Annotated in this window: 20 protein-coding genes; 12 read left to right on the forward strand and 8 right to left on the reverse strand. The window is 73.6% G+C overall.

Annotated elements, in window-relative coordinates; genetic code table 11:
• The 4 genes from tatA to WFH32_RS10355 are packed head-to-tail and all read right to left on the reverse strand — an operon-like array spanning position 1 to position 2,580.
• A complete protein-coding gene (tatA, locus tag WFH32_RS10340; RefSeq protein WP_036571710.1) occupies positions 1-198 on the reverse strand; it encodes a Sec-independent protein translocase subunit TatA in 198 nt (65 codons plus the stop codon).
• 46 nt (positions 199-244) lie between these two features.
• A complete protein-coding gene (locus WFH32_RS10345) occupies positions 245-571 on the reverse strand; it encodes a hypothetical protein (protein ID WP_191796876.1) in 327 nt (108 codons plus the stop codon).
• 10 nt (positions 572-581) lie between these two features.
• Entirely contained in the window at positions 582-1,613 is a 1,032-nt protein-coding gene (locus WFH32_RS10350; RefSeq protein ID WP_336707295.1) for a helix-turn-helix transcriptional regulator, read from the reverse strand.
• Positions 1,606-2,580, reverse strand: coding sequence for a helix-turn-helix transcriptional regulator (locus tag WFH32_RS10355; RefSeq protein WP_225228276.1), 975 nt, complete (start codon positions 2,578-2,580; stop codon positions 1,606-1,608). Before WFH32_RS10355 ends, WFH32_RS10350 begins: the two co-directional genes overlap by 8 nt.
• Positions 2,581-2,699: 119 nt before the next feature.
• On the opposite strand from WFH32_RS10355, the gene WFH32_RS10360 reads away from it, so the two are divergent.
• The 7 genes from WFH32_RS10360 (at position 2,700) to WFH32_RS10390 (ending at position 8,799) form a co-directional block, all read left to right on the forward strand.
• Entirely contained in the window at positions 2,700-3,872 is a 1,173-nt protein-coding gene (locus tag WFH32_RS10360) for a DUF3866 family protein (protein WP_336707296.1), read from the forward strand.
• On the forward strand, positions 3,869-4,633 hold the full coding sequence (locus WFH32_RS10365; RefSeq protein WP_336707297.1) for a DUF4129 domain-containing protein: 765 nt from the start codon (positions 3,869-3,871) through the stop codon (positions 4,631-4,633). The genes WFH32_RS10360 and WFH32_RS10365 overlap by 4 nt, the downstream gene beginning before the upstream one ends.
• Positions 4,630-5,169 carry a hypothetical protein gene (locus tag WFH32_RS10370; protein ID WP_336707298.1) on the forward strand — a complete coding sequence of 180 codons (540 nt, stop codon included), beginning with the start codon at positions 4,630-4,632 and terminating at the stop codon, positions 5,167-5,169. The genes WFH32_RS10365 and WFH32_RS10370 overlap by 4 nt, the downstream gene beginning before the upstream one ends.
• Positions 5,170-5,240: 71 nt before the next feature.
• Entirely contained in the window at positions 5,241-6,230 is a 990-nt protein-coding gene (locus tag WFH32_RS10375; RefSeq protein WP_336707299.1) for an AAA family ATPase, read from the forward strand.
• Complete coding sequence (locus tag WFH32_RS10380) at positions 6,227-7,564, forward strand: DUF58 domain-containing protein (protein WP_191796869.1); 1,338 nt, start codon at positions 6,227-6,229, stop codon at positions 7,562-7,564. The genes WFH32_RS10375 and WFH32_RS10380 overlap by 4 nt, the downstream gene beginning before the upstream one ends.
• A complete protein-coding gene (locus WFH32_RS10385) occupies positions 7,561-8,118 on the forward strand; it encodes a hypothetical protein (RefSeq protein WP_336707301.1) in 558 nt (185 codons plus the stop codon). Before WFH32_RS10380 ends, WFH32_RS10385 begins: the two co-directional genes overlap by 4 nt.
• A 228-nt stretch (positions 8,119-8,346) precedes the next feature.
• Positions 8,347-8,799 carry a VOC family protein gene (locus WFH32_RS10390; RefSeq protein WP_336707303.1) on the forward strand — a complete coding sequence of 151 codons (453 nt, stop codon included), beginning with the start codon at positions 8,347-8,349 and terminating at the stop codon, positions 8,797-8,799.
• Positions 8,800-8,824: 25 nt separating this feature from the next.
• Here the strand turns inward: WFH32_RS10390 and WFH32_RS10395 are convergent, their stop codons facing one another.
• Complete coding sequence (locus WFH32_RS10395; RefSeq protein WP_336707304.1) at positions 8,825-9,490, reverse strand: tyrosine-type recombinase/integrase; 666 nt, start codon at positions 9,488-9,490, stop codon at positions 8,825-8,827.
• Between the two features lie 115 nt (positions 9,491-9,605).
• Here WFH32_RS10395 and WFH32_RS10400 point away from each other — a divergent pair, with 115 nt between their 5' ends.
• Positions 9,606-10,277, forward strand: coding sequence for a YigZ family protein (locus WFH32_RS10400; RefSeq protein WP_336707305.1), 672 nt, complete (start codon positions 9,606-9,608; stop codon positions 10,275-10,277).
• 180 nt (positions 10,278-10,457) lie between these two features.
• Here WFH32_RS10400 and WFH32_RS10405 read toward each other — a convergent pair whose 3' ends face one another.
• Together WFH32_RS10405 and WFH32_RS10410 are read right to left on the reverse strand one after the other, a co-directional pair.
• Positions 10,458-11,867 (reverse strand): UTP--glucose-1-phosphate uridylyltransferase, encoded by a 1,410-nt coding sequence (locus WFH32_RS10405; protein WP_191796865.1) that lies wholly within the window; start codon positions 11,865-11,867, stop codon positions 10,458-10,460.
• 69 nt (positions 11,868-11,936) lie between these two features.
• Positions 11,937-12,557 (reverse strand): L-threonylcarbamoyladenylate synthase, encoded by a 621-nt coding sequence (locus WFH32_RS10410; RefSeq protein ID WP_336707307.1) that lies wholly within the window; start codon positions 12,555-12,557, stop codon positions 11,937-11,939.
• A gap of 100 nt (positions 12,558-12,657) precedes the next feature.
• Between WFH32_RS10410 and WFH32_RS10415 the strand changes: the two genes are divergently transcribed.
• A complete protein-coding gene (locus WFH32_RS10415; RefSeq protein ID WP_336707309.1) occupies positions 12,658-13,410 on the forward strand; it encodes an endonuclease/exonuclease/phosphatase family protein in 753 nt (250 codons plus the stop codon).
• A 172-nt stretch (positions 13,411-13,582) separates the two neighbouring features.
• Here the strand turns inward: WFH32_RS10415 and WFH32_RS10420 are convergent, their stop codons facing one another.
• The gene (locus WFH32_RS10420; protein ID WP_336707311.1) at positions 13,583-15,412 is read right to left on the reverse strand and encodes a GMC family oxidoreductase; all 1,830 of its coding nucleotides are present in this window, start codon (positions 15,410-15,412) and stop codon (positions 13,583-13,585) included.
• Positions 15,413-15,686: 274 nt separating this feature from the next.
• Between WFH32_RS10420 and WFH32_RS10425 the strand changes: the two genes are divergently transcribed.
• The 3 genes from WFH32_RS10425 (at position 15,687) to WFH32_RS10435 (ending at position 17,928) form a co-directional block, all read left to right on the forward strand.
• The gene (locus WFH32_RS10425) at positions 15,687-16,487 is read left to right on the forward strand and encodes an SDR family oxidoreductase (protein ID WP_191796900.1); all 801 of its coding nucleotides are present in this window, start codon (positions 15,687-15,689) and stop codon (positions 16,485-16,487) included.
• A gap of 140 nt (positions 16,488-16,627) precedes the next feature.
• Positions 16,628-17,047 (forward strand): CBS domain-containing protein, encoded by a 420-nt coding sequence (locus tag WFH32_RS10430; RefSeq protein ID WP_336707313.1) that lies wholly within the window; start codon positions 16,628-16,630, stop codon positions 17,045-17,047.
• Between the two features lie 116 nt (positions 17,048-17,163).
• Complete coding sequence (locus WFH32_RS10435) at positions 17,164-17,928, forward strand: GAF and ANTAR domain-containing protein (RefSeq protein WP_336707315.1); 765 nt, start codon at positions 17,164-17,166, stop codon at positions 17,926-17,928.
• Positions 17,929-17,935: the final 7 nt, after the last annotated feature.

A 17,935-nucleotide genomic window follows, 5' to 3' on the forward strand; every position in this document is an offset into this window, starting at 1 on the left:
TCAGGCCTTGGGGGCGTCGTCATCCTTGACGGCAGGCTCCGCGGGCTTGTCGTCGTCGCGCAGGTCCTTGACCTCGCTCTTGAAGATCTTGAGGGACTGGCCCACGCTGCGGGCCAGGTCGGGAAGTCGCTTCGCCCCGAACAGGAGCAGGACGACGACGACAAGAACGATGATGTGCCAGGGCTTCAGCATGCCCATGAGATGGCTCCCTTGGAGTCGGACGCAAGTCTTGTTGTCGCAGATCCTACGCGTTGAATCGACGCCACCGGTCCCACGTCACCTTGTTGCGGGTCCTGCGCTCCACACGGCGCTCGGCCCGCTGCGCGCGCAGTTCCTCGACCCGCTCGTGCAGGAGGACCGGGTCGTCGAACAGGGTGGGCGCCGTGCTGGGCTGCGACGTCGCCAGCGCCGCGGTGACCTCGTCCGTGCGCTGCGCGAACCGGTCCATCACGAGCGCCGACTCCGACATCTGCGCGAACAGCGCCCTGGCCTTGCGCCACAGGTCGCGCCCCAGGAAGAAGGCGCCGACGAGCGTACCGACGACCAGGACGGACCAGATGGTGAACCACATACGACCCAGCCTAGTTCGCCGGGCCGCCGGCGGGCCCGGTCGTCCCCGCCGTCGCTGACGGGTCGCCCGGCTCGTACGGGCCACCGCCCTCGGCCCCGTACGCGGCCAGGGCGGCGCTCGCGGCCTGCGCCACGTCGTCGGCGACCTCCTGGGGGGCCACGGCCAGGACGTGGCGGGCGTGCTCGAGGAGCAGGCGGCGCAACCACACGGGGTTGGTGACGCGCAGGGAGACCTCGAACGCGCCGTCGGGCAGGTTGCGGACCTTCTCGACGGGGACCTGCTCCGCGACCCAGCGGGCCGGGCTCGCGAACGTGATCGTCGCGAGCGGTGCGTCGCCCGTGGGCGTGAAGTCGACCTCCGTCGGCAGGTCGTGGTCGCTCGTGGGGACGTCGAGCTCGGTCGCGGCCAGGAGCCGGTCGAGGCGGAACGTGCGCTGCCCCTGCGCGCGGTGGCACCACGCGAGGAGGTAGGAGTACGCGTCCTGGGTGTGCAGGGCGACGGGGTCGATCTCGCGCTCGGACACGACGTCGGAGCTCGTCACGTACCGCACGCGCAGCCGGTGCCGGTTCGCCAGCGCCGAGGACACCGCGGCGACGACCTCGGGGGCGCCGTCGGGAGACAGGCGCACGTCCAGGGCCGCGGCGGCCTCGCCCGTCGCCCCGGTGAGCTTGTCCAGGACGGACGCGACGACGTCGGCCCGTGCCCGGTCCGAACGCACCGCCGGGGTCTCCCCCATGGCACGCAGGGCCGCGATGAGCGCGACCGCCTCGCGCGTGCCCAGGCGCAGGGGCCTCGTCATGCCGCGCGCCTCCGTGAGCCGCACCACGCCCCGCTCGAGGGAGTCCGCGTCGAAGTCGATCAGGTCGTCGGGCCAGTACCCCGGGGTGCCGGACACCCACAGGGCGTCGACGTCCTCCACGATCTGCCGGGTCGTCACCCCGAAGCGGGTCGCGAGCTCCTCGACCGGGACCCCGCCCGCGCCGTCCAGGTAGCTGACGATGCCCAGCAGGCGCACCAACCGGTCGTCCGCGCGCTCAGCCACGCTGCTCCTCCGTGCTCGTCGTGCCGTTCGGGTGGTCCTGCGACGTCGTGCCCGGTGCCTGCCCCAGGCCCGCCGCGGCCGCCAGCCGGCGCACCACCGCGTCCCGCAGCCCCGCGGGGCTCAGGACCACGACCGCGTCCCCGTACCCCGCGATCTCGTCCGCGAACGCGTGCGGGTTCGTGAACGACACGTGCACCACGTCGCGCCCGTCCGCGCGCGGCCCCGAGCCCGGCCCGTCGCCGTCGCTGCGACCGCGCGCCCGCAACGCCTCGGCCCGCTCCGGTCCGATCGCCAGGGCCGCCAGCTGCTCCTGCCCGGCCCGCGCCCCCAGGAGCGCGTCCACGTCCACCCCGTCCGGGATGGCGAACGCCCCCGCGCGCCCCAGGAGACGCACCCGGCCCTCGATACGGCTCAACCGGTAGGCCCGCGGTGCCTGGCGCTCGCGGTCGAACCCGAGGAGGTACCACCCGCCGCGGCGTGCCGCGATGCGCCACGGCTCGACCGTGCGGTCCCGCACCTCGCCCGTGGAGGCCGCCCGGTACGTGAACGACACCGGACGCAGCGCCTCGATCGCGTCCAAGAGGGGACCGTACGCGTCGCCCACCGCCCGCACCCGCGGGGCGAGCCCCGCGACCGCGTCGTTCGCGACCTCGCCCGCCCCCGCCGCCCGCAGCTTCGTCAAGGCGCGCGAGATGTCCGTGCGCAACGTCTTGTCCTGCCAGAACTGCGCCGCCAAGGACAGCACCCCGAACTCCGCCGGGGTCAGGTCGACCGCAGGCAACGCGTACGCGTCCTGGTCGATCCGGTACCCGACGTCGTCGCTGTGCCCCCCGGCGTCGACCGTCACGATCGGTATCCCGAGGTCGCGCAACGAGTCCTTGTCGCGCTCGAACATCCGCTCGAACGCCTCCGGAGACGGCGCGTCGGCATACCCCGCGACACTCGTACGGATCTGCTGCTTCGTCATCGACACGCTCGTGTTCACGAGGGCGATCACGAGGTTCAAGAGCCTCGTGGCAGGGTTGACTGGTTGACTCGTCTGATCAGGCATCGGCACCCACGCTAACGAACGCTATCCTCACCCGTGTGATGACGTGGCGTAGTGCAAGGGTGATCTCCCGCGGCCGGGCCTGGCAAGGCGCGCAAGAAGTGACCGTCGAGCTCGACGAGCCCCTGCCCGCCAGCACCGCCCCCGGCGCCGAGGAACGCCCCCGCACCGTGCGCGCCCTCGCCTACCCGCAGCTCGTCGGAGAACCCCAGGTCGGCGACCAGGCCCTCCTCAACGTCTCCGCGCTCGCCCGCGGCCTCGGCACCGGCGGATACGCCCTCGTCGTCGCCCTGCCCGGCGCACTGCCCCCCGACCCGGCCCCCGGGCCAGGGCACCTCGTCAAGGCCCGCTACACCCCCCTGCAGGCCCTCGTGCTGGGCGTCGACGAGCAGGAGTCCCCCCACCACGACACCCTGCGCGACGCCGACGACCTCCACGGCATGCCCGTCGTCGTCGCCGACCTCCACTCCGCCCTGCCCGCGATCGCCGCCGGCGCCCGCCTCGCCGCCGCCCAGGACGGACGCCCCGCCCCCCGCATCGCCTACGTCATGACCGACGGCGGCGCCCTGCCCGCCGCGTTCTCCCGCACCATCGCCGCACTGCGCGACGCCGACTGGCTCCACACCTGCCTCACCGTCGGCCAGGCCTACGGCGGAGACCACGAAGCCGTCACCGTCCACACCGGGCTCCTCGCCGCCCGCCACGTCACCGGCGCCGACCTCGCCATCGTCACCCAAGGCCCCGGCAACCTCGGCACCGGCACCCGCTGGGGCTTCTCCGGCGTCGCCGCCGGCGAAGCCCTCAACGCCGCCGCAACCCTCGGCGGACGCCCCGTCGCATCCCTGCGCGTCTCCGGCGCAGACCCCCGCGACCGCCACCTCGGCATCTCCCACCACTCCCTGACCGCCTACGGCCGGGTGGCGCTCGCGGCCAGCGACGTCGTCGTGCCCCGCCCCAGCGCCGACGTCGAAGCCCTCCCCGGGTGGGGGGCCGCACTCACCGCACGCATCACCGAGCAAGCCGCGCACCTCGCCGCACCCCACGGGCGCCACCACCTCGTCCACGCCGACGCCGACGCCCCGCTCCTCGGAGCCCTGCGCGCCACACCCGTCGGACTCTCCACCATGGGCCGCGGGCTCGACGACGACCCCGCCGCCTTCCTGACAGCCGCCGCAGCCGGCCTGTACGCCGAGAGGAACCGACCCGCATGAGCAACCGGACGCGACTAGGGGGTGTCGTCGTCCTGATCGCCCTCGTCCTCGTCGGCGCCGCCGCCGGAAACCGCTGGAGCTTCCGGCTCGAGCCCGTCACCACCAGACCCAGCACCGTCGCCCCCACCCCACCCGTGCAACGCACCGAAGAGACCGCGCTCTTCCTCGAAGGCCTCGACGAACGCGCCTCCGGCCTCAGCATCGGCGAGTACATGACCTACCTGGCCATCCTGGTCGCCGTCGTCCTCACCGTCATCGCGATCGTGCGCCTGCGCCGCCGCACCCGCGAACCCGCCCCCGAGGCCCCCACCCCCCACGACCACGTCACGGTCGGCGCCAGCATCGCCACCCCCACCCTCACGGTCCAGCTCCCCGAACTACGCCGCGGGGTCCGGCACGCCCGGCAGCTCCTCGACACCGCCGCCACCCCCCGCGACGCCGTCACCGCCGCCTGGATAGCGCTCGAGGACGCCACCGCCGACACCGGCCACCGCCGACACCCCGCACAGACCCCCACCGAGTTCACCACGACCGTCCTCGACGCCACCCCCGCCGACCCCGACGCCGTCACCACGCTCCTGAAGCTCTACCAGCGGGCACGCTTCACCACCCACCCCCTCACCCCCCAGGACGTCGACGCAGCCCGCGACTGCCTCGAACGCCTCGCCATCGCCTTCGCACCACCCGACACGGACGACAGCGACGAACCCCAGCACCAAGCAACCCCCGGCACACAGGCCCCCCGAAGGCAGACGCGATGAAGCTCCGGGTCACCACCGACAAGAAGATCCTCACCCAGGCCGCACTCCTCGTCGTCACCGGCATCGCCCTCGCGTACCTCGGCCTCGACCTCCCCCACACCATCGCCCTCACCGTCGCCCTCCTCATCGCCCTCGTCCTCTCCCGACGCATCGACGCCGGACACGACCCCCAGCACCGCGCACTGCCCGACACCAACCGCGACGGCGCACGCCGCGACCTCTCCGACCTCACCTGGGCCATGCACGGAAGCCACGGACGCGTCAGCGAACGCGCACACCAACGCGTGCGGGCGCTCGCGGCCACGGCTCTCGCCGACGAGGGCATCGACCTCCACAGCACCGACCCGGCTCAGGTGCGCGCGGCCGCGGCGAGGCTCGGTACGCAGGTCCACCAGCAGATGACCTCCGACCCGCGCCCCCCGACCATGAAGGTCCTGCGCTCGTGGGTCAGCGCGATCGAGCACCTCGCCGACGGCCCGCCCGTCGGCGAGGGCGGCCGCAGCGCCGGCCGGCAGCAGACCCGAAGCGACGCCTGACCAGCACGGCCGTCGGCACCGCTGCCCACATCCCCAGCATCCGTAGACACCCGCACCGAGAGGCGAACCCGATGACGGACTCCCCTGCCCCCGCGCTCAGCATCCCCGAGGTGGCCGCTCACGGCCGCCGCATCCTCGACGAGGTCGGTACGGCCGTCGTCGGCATGCGGGACTCGCTCGAGCTCGCGCTCGCCACGATCCTCGCGGGCGGCCACGTCCTGTTCGAGGACGTGCCCGGCCTCGGCAAGACCCTCGCTGCGCGCAGCCTCGCGACCGCCCTGGGGCTCGACTTCGCGAGGCTCCAGTGCACCCCGGACCTCCTGCCGGCGGACATCACGGGGTCCTCGGTGTACGACCCGGCCACGACCGACTTCGTGTTCCGCCCCGGGCCGGTCTTCACGGGCATCTTCCTGGCGGACGAGATCAACCGCACGGCGCCCAAGACGCAGTCGGCGCTCCTCGAGGCCATGGCCGAGCGGCAGGTGTCGATCGAGGGGAGCACGTACCCGCTCCAGCGCCCGTTCCACGTCCTCGCCACGTCGAACCCCGTCGAGTACGAGGGCACCTACCCGCTGCCCGAGGCCCAGCTCGACCGGTTCATGGTGCGCCTCGGCGTCGGGTACCCCGGCCGTGACGAGGAGCGCGAGGTCCTGCGGCGGCGTCTCGACCGTCGCCAGGAGCAGGCCGAGGTGCGCCAGGTCGTCGACGCACGGACCGTCCTCGCGATGCAGGCGGGGGTCGAGGCGACCGACGTCGACCCCGACGTCCTCACGTACTGCGTGGACCTCGTCGCGGCCACGCGCGCCGACTCCCAGCTCGAGGTGGGGGCGTCTCCCCGTGGGTCGCAGAACCTGGTGCTGCTCGCTCGCGCCGTGGCCGCCCTCGACGGCCGGGACTACGTGCTGCCCGAGGACGTCAAGCGGGTCGCGGTCCCGGTGCTCGCGCACCGCCTCACGCTGACCCCGACCGCCTGGGCCTCGAACGCGCAGCCGCAGTCCATCGTCCGCGCCATCCTCGACCGCGTCCCCGGCCCTGCTGCGGTCGCCACCGCGACGCGATGACCTCCCTCGCCACGGGCTCGCGTCCGACGCGCTGGCAGCAGACGACGAGCCTCGCCGCGGGCGTGGTTCTCGGTCTGGCGCTCCTCGGCACGGGTCTCCTCGCGGGTCGCGCGGACATCGCCGTCCTGGGCGCTCCTGCGCTGCTCGGTGCGGTGTGGGGGTGGAGTGCCAGACCGCGGGGCGAGGCCGTGGTCGCGACGTTCGAGCCGGCGGTGGACGTCGACGCGCGTCCCGGGGAGCTCAGGTCGCGGCTCCGCCTCGACGTGCCCGACGGCGCCACACCGGTCCGCCTGCGCGTCACCAGCCCCGGGAACGAGGACGCGGACGTCACGGTGCTGGTCGACCGGTCCCGGACCCTCGACCTCACGACGCACTCGGCGAGGACCGGACCGCACCGGATGTTCCGGGTCGACCACGTCGCGTCGGGACCCGAGGGCGTCGTCGAGTCGGTCCCGGACGCGGTCCGGTCCCCGGGGACGTTGGTCCTGCCGACCGCCCAACCGCTCGGTCTCCTCCCCCTGCCGCGCCAGCTCGCCGGGCTCACGGGTCCGCACACGACCCGTCGCCTCGGAGACGGCACCGAGCTCCGGGACGTGCACCCGTTCGCCCCCGGGGACCGCCTGCGCCGCATCGACTGGCGGGCGACCGCACGCCGGTCCCCCGGGCTCGAGACGTTGTACGTCCGGCGTACCCAGGCGACGGCCGAGGCGACGATCGTCCTGGTCCTGGACTCGCGGGACGAGGTGGGTCCCGACGTCACGACGTGGCGAGGGCGCGGCCCGCTGCCGATGGACCGGCCGACGTCTCTGGACATCGCCCGGCACGCCGCGGCGTCGGTCGCCCAGACCGCGCTCGACGGCGGGGACCGGGTGGGGTTCGAGGACCTCGGGTGGATCCGTCGCCCGCTCCCGCCGGCTGCGGGCAAGCGTCAGCTCCAGCGGATCGTCCACGCCCTCGCCCTTGCCCACCCGATCGGTGAGCCTCGACGGCGCACGCGCCCGCCGCAGATCCCGGCGTCGGCGCTGGTGTACATGTTCTCGACCTTCCTCGACGACGAGAGCGCCATGATCGCCCAGACCTGGCGAGCGACGGGACACCCCGTGGTCGCGGTCGACATCCTGCCGACCGTCGACGTCCCCCGGGACGAACCGGGAGTGGTGCTCGCGTGGCGCATCACGCGACTCGAACGCGAGCAGCGACTCGAGGCGATCCGACGCGAGGGCGTCCTGGTGGTCCCCTGGACCTCCTCGACGAACGACAGGGGTGGAGCCCGTGCCGCGCTCGAGCTCGCGGCCCGCCGTCAACGCCACAGCCAGCGAGGGACGACCCGATGAGCGTGCACCCCACCGCCCCGCCCGAGAAACCAGCGGGACCGCCGGCGACCGAGGTGAGCACCGGCCCGACCGTCTCGGGCGACGTCCTGCGTGCGGTGCTGATCGGGGCGACGTTCGTGTTCGGCGTCCTCGCCGTGGTCCAGCTGGTCCCGTCGCTGCTGGGGAGCGTGGCCGTCGCCCTGGTCCTGGCCGCCGTCGTCGTGGCGCGCCCGCACACCCCGGTGCCGCACGCGGTGCTGTTCGGCGGCGCCCTCGCGACGCTCGGGGCCGACACGTCGTTCGACCCGGTCGTCTTCCTGCTCCTCCCGCTCGCCCACCTCGTGCTGCGTTCCTCCTGGTGGGCTGCGCGCGTACCGCGGAAGGGCCGCGTCGAGCGCGCGGTGCTCGTCCCGGAGCTGCGCCGCGCAGCCGTGATCCAGCTCGCGTGCCAAGGGCTGGCGCTCGTCGGCTTCGCGGCCTCGACCCTGGACAGGAACGGGCTCTTCGTCGTCGTGGCCGCTGTCGCGCTGATCGGGCTCGTCGTCCTCGCCGTCCCGCGGACCTGGTGGCGCTGAGACGACCTCGCGACACGGCGCGACGGCCCCCTGCTCCCCCGGCTGGAGCAAGGGGGCCGTCGTCGTGCGGAGGGCCCGCGAGGCCCGCCCCGGCTCGTCAGGGCTTTTTTGGTGAGCCGAATGTGTGGGTGAGTCGCGTCGTCGGGACGCTTGGCACACTATTTTGTCCAGAAGGGAGGCGAAGGGGATCGGCGCGCAGCATCCGAGCCTCTGACCTACCGTGGCCGGATGGCCGACACCCCCGCCCGCCCCGTCCTACAGCTGCGCCTGGTCGTCGAGGCGCAGGACTACGAGGCAGCCCTCGCCTTCTACCGTGACGCCCTGGGCCTCCCCCAGCTCGAGGCGTACACCGGCGACGGCGACTCGCGGGTCGCGATCCTCGATGCCGGGCGCGCCACGCTCGAGATCGCCAACCCCGCGCAGAAACGCATGATCGACGACGTCGAGGTAGGCCGGCAGGTCGCTCCCCGGTTGCGCGTCGCGTTCGAGGTGACCGACGCAGCGGCCGTCACGGCCGACCTGGTCGACGCGGGGGCGTCGCTCGTGGCGCCGCCCGTCCGCACCCCGTGGGACTCGCTCAACGCACGCCTCGACGCTCCGGCCGGCCTCCACGTCACGGTGTTCCAGGAGCTCGACGGGAAGGCCGCCCCCTCCCCCGCGGACGATCCACGCGAGGAGTGACCTCCACCGTCGGGCGGCCCCGAGGCTACTCCTGCTCGACCTGCTCGGCCGGACCGTCGGCGGCCTCCGCGTGCCACGCCCGACGGACCTGCTCGAAGCGCGTCGGCAGCGGCGGCCGCACCCCGCCGTACCGCGCGTTGGTGCGCTGCACGAACCGCCGCCAGGACAGCACCAGGCCCTGCTTCGTGATGGGCAGCCCGCTCGCGACGGTGATGCCGTTGTCGTGCGTGTGGTGGACCGTCAGGAGCAGGGCGCGCGGCACCGACCCCTCCAGCTCGGAGCACAGCTCCTCCCGGACCTCCATCCAGCGACGCAGGACCATGACCGCACCCGGTTCGAGGCGGTGCACGCGCACGGTGCGGTGCTTGCCGTGCTGCACGACGACGCTCCCCTCCCCCGCCTGGGCGCCAGTGGGCCCCAGGTCGAGCGAGTCGACGGTGCAGCGCAGCAGGTCCGAGTACCTGGCCCCCGTCGCGCGGGTCAGGCCGACGATGACCGCCAGGCGTACCATCTCCGGCTTGGTCGACGCGTACATGGCGCCGACCGACAGCTCACGCCAGACCCACTCGGCCTCGTCGCGCGTGACGGGTGGGCGCGGGTAGCGCGGCGCGAGCGGCTGGGCGGGGTCGGCGTCCGGGCGTCCCTTGTCCGTCGAGGCGTTGAGCGGTGAGTCGGAAGGGTCGGTGGCCATGGCGGAAACCTATCCGCTTGGCACACTATTTTCAATCGTCGTGAACGGCGTGCCGCCCTCGACGCCATCCCGCTCGAGACCAGCACGTCCCGCCCGTTGGCTAGGCTGGGCGTCGATGGCCTCCCTCCAGCACTCCCCCCGGAGCGTGCCGCTCCCGTCGACGATCGCCCGCCCTGTCGAGCACGAGCTCGTGGTCAAGAAGTCCCGCTTCCTCACGCTCCTGCACCCCGTCGAGTCGGTCGCCGAAGCGGAGTCCGTGATCGCACGGATCCGCAAGGAGCACTGGGACGCGCGGCACCACTGCACGGCGCTCGTCGTCGGCACGCACGCCGACCAGCAGCGCTCGAGCGACGACGGCGAGCCCTCGGGCACGGCCGGCATCCCCATGCTCGAGGTCCTGCGCCACCGCCACGTGACCGACCTGGTCGCGGTCGTCACGCGCTACTTCGGCGGGGTGCTGCTCGGGGCGGGCGGGCTCGTCCGCGCCTACTCGAACGCCGTGAGCGAGACCCTCGACCTCGCGCCCGTGCTGCGCCGCGAGGTCATGGTCGAGGTCACGGTCGAGGTCCCGCACGCGGAGGCCGGCCGGATCGGGAACACCCTCCACGAGTGGTGCCAGACCCACGGCGCAGTGCTCGAGGGCGCCGACTACGCGGCCGCGGCCAGGTTCCGGCTCCTGGTCCCGCCGGGACGTCTCGTCGAGCTCGACGCAGACCTCGCGTCGGCGTCGAGCGGGACGATCTCCCCCGCCCTCGGCGACAGCCGGGTCGTCGACGTCCCCGCCTGAGCGGCCCCGAGCGCACGGCAAAGGCCCCTCCTGGGCCGCGTGGCGCCGTCGGGCGGCAGGATTGCGCCCGACGACGCCACGCGCCTCTCACGGGCCGTCAACGGTCTCATGGGCCCCCAGGGGGCACCGCCGCGCCGCGCCCTCGGGCGGGAGGCTCCGGGAGCACCTCGCCGCGTCCCGTCAGCGGGTCCCGATCCCCTCGGGGCCGACGTGCGCCCCGTCCGGGACGGTCGACGGCCCACCGGCGTCCTCCAGGACCGCGTCCCCCTCGGCGACGACGCCGCGACCGAACGTCCAGTCCCCCCGCACGGTGAGCCCCCGAGCGGCACGCAACGACGGTGCGCCCTGACCGAACCGCGCGTCGAAGTCGCCGACGAGCTTGTAGTGCGCGGCGTCGAGGTCGATCAGCGGCGCGTCGACCCGGGCCGTGAGCGTGAAGTCGTCGCCGAGCTCGTACACGTCAGAACGCAGCAGCAGCAGGTCGCTCGTCGCCTTGACGGGCAGGAAGCGGCTGCGGTCGACCTCGATGACGGTCGAGCCCTCGAAGACCTCGATCGCGGCGCCCATCGCCGACTCGACCTGGATCACGGGTGTCGAGGACGGGTCGGTGGGGTCGACCGTCTTGGGGTTGCGGATCAGGGGAAGCTCGAGGACTCCCCCGGTGCGGTCGAGCTCGGCGGCCAGCGCGCGCAGGTCGAGCCACAGGTTGTTCGTGTTGAAGTACCGGTGACGCTCGATGTCCCCGGCCGCGGCGAGGTCCTCCTCGGGCGTCTGCGCGGTCTCGCGCAGGACCAGGCGGCCGTCCGAGCGTCGCACCACGAGGTGACCGCCCTTGCGGTCAGCGGGCGTCCTGCGGGCCACCTCGGCCGCGAACGGGGCGCCCGAGGCCGCGAACCAGCCGGCCATGGCCGCGTCCGGGGCTGCGCCGAGGTTGTCCGAGTTGGAGACGCTCGCGTACAGGTAGCCCGCGTCCAGGAGCTGCTGGAGCGCCCCCGACGTCACCAGCGCCGTGTACAGGTCCCCGTGACCGGGCGGGCACCACTCCAGGTCAGGGTCCGCGGGCCATTCGACCGGCTCGAGGTCGTCCGCCCGCAGCTTGGGCTCGCGGTTCTGCAGGAAGTCGAGCGGCAGGCCGTCGACCGCGAGGTCCGGGTAGGCCGCGAGCGCCGCGAGCGTGTCGTCGCGGGTGCGGAAGCTGTTCATGAAGAGCAGCGGGAGGCGTGCGCCGGTGGCGGCACGGGCGGCGCGGACCTGTCCGGCGATGATGTCGAGGAAGGTGAGGGGTCCGTCGTTGGTGTCGCGGACAGTGAGGAGCGACTTGGCACGGTCCATGCCCATGGAGGTACCGAGGCCGCCGTTGAGCTTGACGAGTGCGGTGCGGGAGAGGGCGGTGGCGGCGTCGTCGGGGCTGATGTCGAGGTCGTGGCGGTGTGTGACGTCGGTGAGGGGGGCGACGTCTGCCTCGGGGACGGTGCCGGTGGCGCCGCCGTCGAGGAGCTCGTAGAAGCGGCTGAAGACGTCGATCGCGGTGGGGTGGACGCCGGCGTCTGCCATCTTGCGCTGGGAGTGGGTGAGGCCCTGGCTGCTCATGGTGTCGATGCTAGGGCTGGTGGGGCTGGTCGCGCCGGGTGGGCGGTGGGGCGTCGCTCACGCGGGTGGTCACTCGAAGCGGGAGGGGTCTCCTGCGCCGACGCGGACGATCTCGGCGGCGCCGGAGGAGAAGTCGACGACGGTGGTGGGTTCGGTGCCGCAGTTGCCGGAGTCGACGACGGCGTCGACCTGGTGGTCGAGGGCTTCCTTGATCTCCCAGCCCTGGGTCATGGGTTCGTCCTCTCCGGGCAGGAGGAGGGTGCTGGACAGCAGAGGTTCGCCGAGGGCGCGCAGGATGGCCTGGGTGACCGTGTGGTCGGGGATGCGGACTCCGACGGTCTTCTTCTTGGGGTGGGCGAGGCGTCGGGGCACCTCGGCGGTCGCGGGCAGGATGAAGGTGTAGCTGCCGGGTGTGGAGGCCTTGATGGCGCGGAACGCGGCGTTGTCGATCTTGACGAGCTGGCCGAGCTGGGCGAAGTCGGCGCACACGAGCGTGAAGTGGTGCTTGTCGCCGAGGTGGCGGATGTCGCGGATGCGTTGGGTGGCGCTGTGGGAGTCGATGCGGGCGCCGAGGGCGTAGCAGGAGTCCGTGGGGTAGGCGATGAGGGCGTCGTCGCGCAGGAGCGTGACGATCTGGTCGATCGCGCGGGGCTGGGGGTCGACGGGGTGGACGTCCAAGTACTTGGCCATGGCGTGAGCCTAGGCCTCGCGGGGTGGGGTTGCCGCCGGGAGGCTGGTGCTCGTGCCCGACGGCGAGCGCGGTGGCGCGAGCGGGGGGACAATCGGTGCGATGCGACTCGTGACCTTCAACATCCTGCACGGCCGGTCCACGGTGGACGACCTGGTCGACGTGGACCGTTTCGCCCGTGCCGTGGCGGAGCTCGACGCGGACGTCCTGGCGTTGCAGGAGGTGGACCGCAACCAGCGCCGGTCGGGACGGGCGGACCTGGCACGGGTCGCGGCGGAGGCGATGGGGGCGGTCGACCACCGGTTCGCTCCTACGTTGGACCAGCGGTCGGCGCGCGGTCGGTCGCAGTACGGCGTGGCCCTGCTGTCGAGGTTCCCCGTGCTCGAGTGGAGGGTGCTGCCCCTGCCGCGCCGCCCGTGGTGGCGGCCTCTGCCCCGGGCCTCCGACCAGCGGGCGCGTCGGTGGCGGCTCGACGAGCCGCGCACGGCTGTGGCGGCGGTCGTGCAGACACCACAGGGCTCCTTGACGGTGGCGGCGACCCATCTGAGCTTTCTCGACGGGTGGGGCGAGCACCAGCTCGACCGGCTCGTGAGGGGTCTGGCGGGGGCTCCGCGGCCGCTCGTCCTGCTGGGGGACCTGAACCTGCGCTCGGAGGTCCCTGCGACCATCACGGGGTGGACCCCGCTGGCCGTCGCACGGTCCTACCCGGTCTCTCACCCGACGCTGCAGATCGATCACGTCCTGGCGGACGGCGGGGTGCGTCCGCTGGCGCCGGGGCGGGCGGTCGACACGGGGTTGTCGGACCACCGGGCGGTGGTCGTGGACGTCGAGCTCGACGGTGCGACCCGCTCCTGAGAGCCCCTCGCCGGTGTCGAACAGGCGTTCGACGCTGATCGTCGGCACAGCCCGGTCGAGTCGAACATCAGTTCGACACAGGTCGGCACATCGAGCACATTCACTCGAACACGTGTTCGACATCGCGCCCGCCCGTGGACCGAGGGCACCTCTCCCCCGCGCCGACCTCACGTCAGGGCGTGCCGCCGTGCGTCACCCGGACCACGGGAAGGCGCAGCGCGGCGGGGGCGTCCGCCGGGACGAGCGGGGAGCGAGGCGCGACCGGGGTCACCCGCCGGTAGGCGCTCCCGAGCGGTGGCCTGGGGTCGTCCTCGCCACGGTGGGGCCACAGCGCCACCGCCCGCTCGGCCTGTGCCGTGATCGTCAGCGACGGGTTGACGCCCAGGTTCGCGCTCACGGCCGAACCGTCCAGGACGTGCAGCCCCGGGTGCCCGAACACCCGTTGGTAGGCGTCGACCACCCCGGTCTCCGGTGAGGCGCCGATCGCGCACCCGCCCAGGAAGTGCGCCGTGAGGGGCATGCCGAAGGGTTCCCCGATGCTCCCGCCGGGCGCCCCACCCATGACCCGGGCCAGCCGCCGGGCCGTCTCGTGCGCGGCGGGGATCCACCCGGGGTTCGGGGCCCCGTGCCCCTGCCGGGAGGTCATGCGACGACGGCCCGTCCAGGAGCGGCGCGTGTACGTCGTCAGCGAGTTGTCGTGACTCTGCATGACCAGGGCGATCACGGTGCGCTCGGACCAGCCCCGCAGGTCGAGCATGGCCGGCAGCCGACGCCGCTGGGCCCACAGCTCCCGCAACCATCCGGCGGGCGAGGGCGACGGACCGGGGTGAGCGGCGCCGTCGGGCTCCGTGCTGCCCTGGCGCAGGCCGCGAGCGCCGCGGGGCGTGACGAGGACGGTCTGCAGGAGTGCCATGGCGTTGGACCCGTGGCCGTAGCGCACGGGTTCGACGTGCGTGTGGGCGTCAGGGTGGAAGGAGGAGGTGATGGCGACGCCGCGCGTGTAGTCGGGCACGGGTGGTCCCGAGGGGCGTGGCCGGTCGGCGGTCGCGCCCAGGAGCGCCTCGGAGTTGGTGCGAGTGAGCATGCCGAGGCGGGGCGAGAGGTCGGGGAGGGTCCCGGCGTCGCGCTGGGCGTGCAGGAGCTGCTGCGTGCCGTGGGCGCCTGCGGCGAGGACGACGTGCTGGGCGGTCCACCGGGTGCGCCGGGCGTACGGGCGGTCGGTGCGCCGGGAGGTGACCTCGTAGCCGCCGCCGGGCGACGGCGCGATGCGGGTGACGGTCGTCAGGGGGTGGATCCTGGCCCCACCGCGCTCGGCGAGGTGGAGGTAGTTCTTGACGAGGGTGTTCTTGGCGCCGTGGCGGCACCCGGTCATGCACTGCCCGCACTCGAGGCAGCCGCGTCGCTCGGGGCCGGCGCCGCCGAAGAACGGGTCGGGCACGCGGACGCCGGGTTCCCCGAACAGCACGCCCACGGGGGCGGGTGTGACGGTGTGCGCGACGCCCATCTCGCGGGCGACCTGGGACATGGCCTCGTCGGCGGGGGTGCGTCCCGCGTACGTGACGACGCCCAGCATGCGCCGCGCCTGGTCGTAGTAGGGGGCGAGCTCGGCCTTCCAGTCGGTCAGGTGACCCCATGCAGGGTCGCTGTAGAACGCGTCGAGGGGCTCGTACAGGGTGTTGGCGTACACGAGGGATCCTCCGCCCACGCCCGCCCCCGCGAGGACCAGGACGTCGCGCAGGCGGTGGACGCGCTGGATCCCGAGGCAGCCGAGGCGCGGGGCCCACAGGAAGTCGCGCAGGTGCCACGACGTCGCGGCGAAGTCCTCGTCCGCGAAGCGTCGGCCCGCTTCCAGGACCGCGACGCGGTAGCCCTTCTCGGTCAGGCGCAGGGCCGCGACGGACCCACCGAACCCGGACCCGACCACGAGCACGTCGACGTCGTGGGCTCCTTCGGGGGCGCGGCGCCGGTCAGCGCCCTCGGCCGTGCGCTCGTCCTGGGTCATCGTGGCCACCTCGATCCTCGGGCGCGCCGTCGCGCCCGGCAGGTGCCCATCCTGCCACCGGGGCCGCGCGGCGAACCGGCCGCCCGGCCGCCCGGCCGCCCGCGCTGCGAGTCCGCGAGCGCCGACCTAGCGTGGACGGGACCCGAGTACACCTCGCCCGCAGCGGCCGCCGACCGGCGTGCACGCGTGCGGCGACCTGAAGGAGGATCCCGTGCCCGACCAGACCCCCGCCTTCCCCGCCCAGCAGCAGGAGCCCCCGGGCCTGACGTCCTCCATGGACCCGCTGCCCGACCACGGTGAGTCGTCCTACCGGGGTACGGGCAGGCTCACGGGCCTGCGGACCCTGATCACCGGCGGCGACTCGGGCATCGGGCGCGCCGTCGCGATCGCGTTCGCCCGGGAGGGGGCCGACGTCGCGATCGGCTACCTGCCCGAGGAGCAGGTCGACGCCGAGGAGACCGCGCGCTGGGTGCGTGAGGCGGGCCGCACCGCCGTCCTGCTGCCCGGGGACCTGCGCGAGGAGGGCGCGTGCCGCGCGACCGTCGCCGACGCCGTCGAGCAGCTCGGCGGCCTGGACGTGCTCGTGAACAACGCGGGCTTCCAGATGGCGCGGCGGTCCTCGATCGCCGACGTGACGAGCGAGGACCTCGACCGGGTGCTCAGGACCAACCTGTACGCGCTGTTCTGGGTCACGCAGGCCGCGCTCGAGCACCTGGGCGAGGGCGCGTCGATCATCAACGTGTCCTCGATCCAGGCGTACCAGCCGTCCACCTCGCTCCTGGACTACGCGTCGACCAAGGCCGCGATCAACAACTTCACGGTCAACCTCGCGGCCGAGGTCGGTGAGCGGGGCATCCGGGTCAACGCCGTGGCGCCGGGACCGATCTGGACACCGTTGCAGCCCGCGACGCAGCCGCCGGAGAAGATCGAGCAGTTCGGGGCCGACACGCCGCTGGGGCGCGCCGGGCAGCCCGCCGAGGTCGCACCGGCCTTCGTCTTCCTCGCCTCGCCCGCCGACGCGAGCTACGTCTCGGCGACCGTGCTCGGCGTCACGGGTGGCAAGCCCGTGTTCTGACGCCATGCCCGACGCGCCCTGGCCCCCTGGGCGGCACGGTCCTCACGGGCCCTGCCGCCCGGCGCGCCCGGTCCGGGGCTAGGGTGAGAACCGGGTCGAGGAGCGGCCCGACGTCCTTGGCAGTGATCCCGGAGGCGACGATGCCGACGACCATCGCACAGCTCATGTCCACGGCGTTCTGCACGGTCGAGCGCACCGCGACCGTCGCGCAGACCGCACGCACCATGATCGACGACGACTCCGGCGAGGCGGTCGTGCTCGACGACGGCGACGTGATGGGCATCCTCACGGACCGCAGCATCGTGCGGGCCGTGGCTGCCCACGCCTCGCCCGAGCACCCCGTAGGCGACCTCTGCACCGAGGACCTCGTGGTGCTCAGCCCCCAGGACCCGGCCAGGGAGGCCGTGCGGATCATGGAGCGCCACGCCCTGCTGCGGCTGCCCGTCATGGTCGGGCCGGACCTCGTGGGCATCGTCCGGCTCTCCGACCTCGTCACCGCGATCGAGCGCGGGCAGGTCTCGGTCGGTGCCCGCGACACCGAGGACGCGGCGCACGCGTGATCCCGGCGCGCACCGTCGTCGTCCACGGACCGCGTAGCGTTGTCCTCGACAGGTGGAGGAACGGCGCGGTCGTGCGCCGCCGACCGTCCACCTCCGAGCACGGACGGGACCGCCCGATGACGCAGGATCTGCAGCAGACGAAGGACGACACCCTCGACGTCCCCCTGAGCGCCGAGTACGGCACGGGGGCGACCCCGGCCACCGCCATCGAGTCCTCGATCGCGTCGGCCGCGCGGACGCTCGCCGAGGAGCCCAGCCTCCAGGAGACGCTCGACCGCACCGTGGAGCTCGCGGTCGCGATGGTCGAGGGGTGCGACGCGGCGGGGATCTCGCTCGTGACCCGCAAGGGGCACATCGAGACCCCCGCCGCGTCGCACGACCTCGCCCGGCGCGGGGACGAGCTCCAGTACGCGCTGAACGAGGGGCCGTGCCTCGACGCGATCCGCGAGACCGACCTGGTGCGCACCAACGATCTCGCGGCCGAGCCGCGCTGGCAGCGGTGGGCCGACCAGGTGCAGGAGGAGCTCGGGGTCCGCTCGATGCTGTGCGTGCAGCTCTTCACGAGCGAGACCTCGCACGGCGCCCTGAACCTGTACTCACGCTCCACGGGGGCGTTCCCCGCCACGGCGCTGTCGATCGTCTCGACGTTCGCCGCGGTCGCCGCCGCGGCCCTGACCGCCGCGCGCACCGAGGAGCAGCTCACGAGCGCCGTGCAGACCCGCACCGTGATCGGCCAGGCCCAGGGCATCCTCATGGAGCGCTACCAGCTCTCCGCGCAGCGCGCGTTCTCGGTCCTGAGCCGCGTCTCGCAGGACTCGAACGTCAAGCTCTACGACCTCGCCCGCGAGGTCGTCGAGACGCGCCGGTTCCCGACGACGTAGGCCGCCC

This window comes from Oerskovia sp. USHLN155 (assembly GCF_037145535.1).
GTDB classification, from domain to species: Bacteria; Actinomycetota; Actinomycetes; order Actinomycetales; family Cellulomonadaceae; genus Oerskovia; species Oerskovia rustica.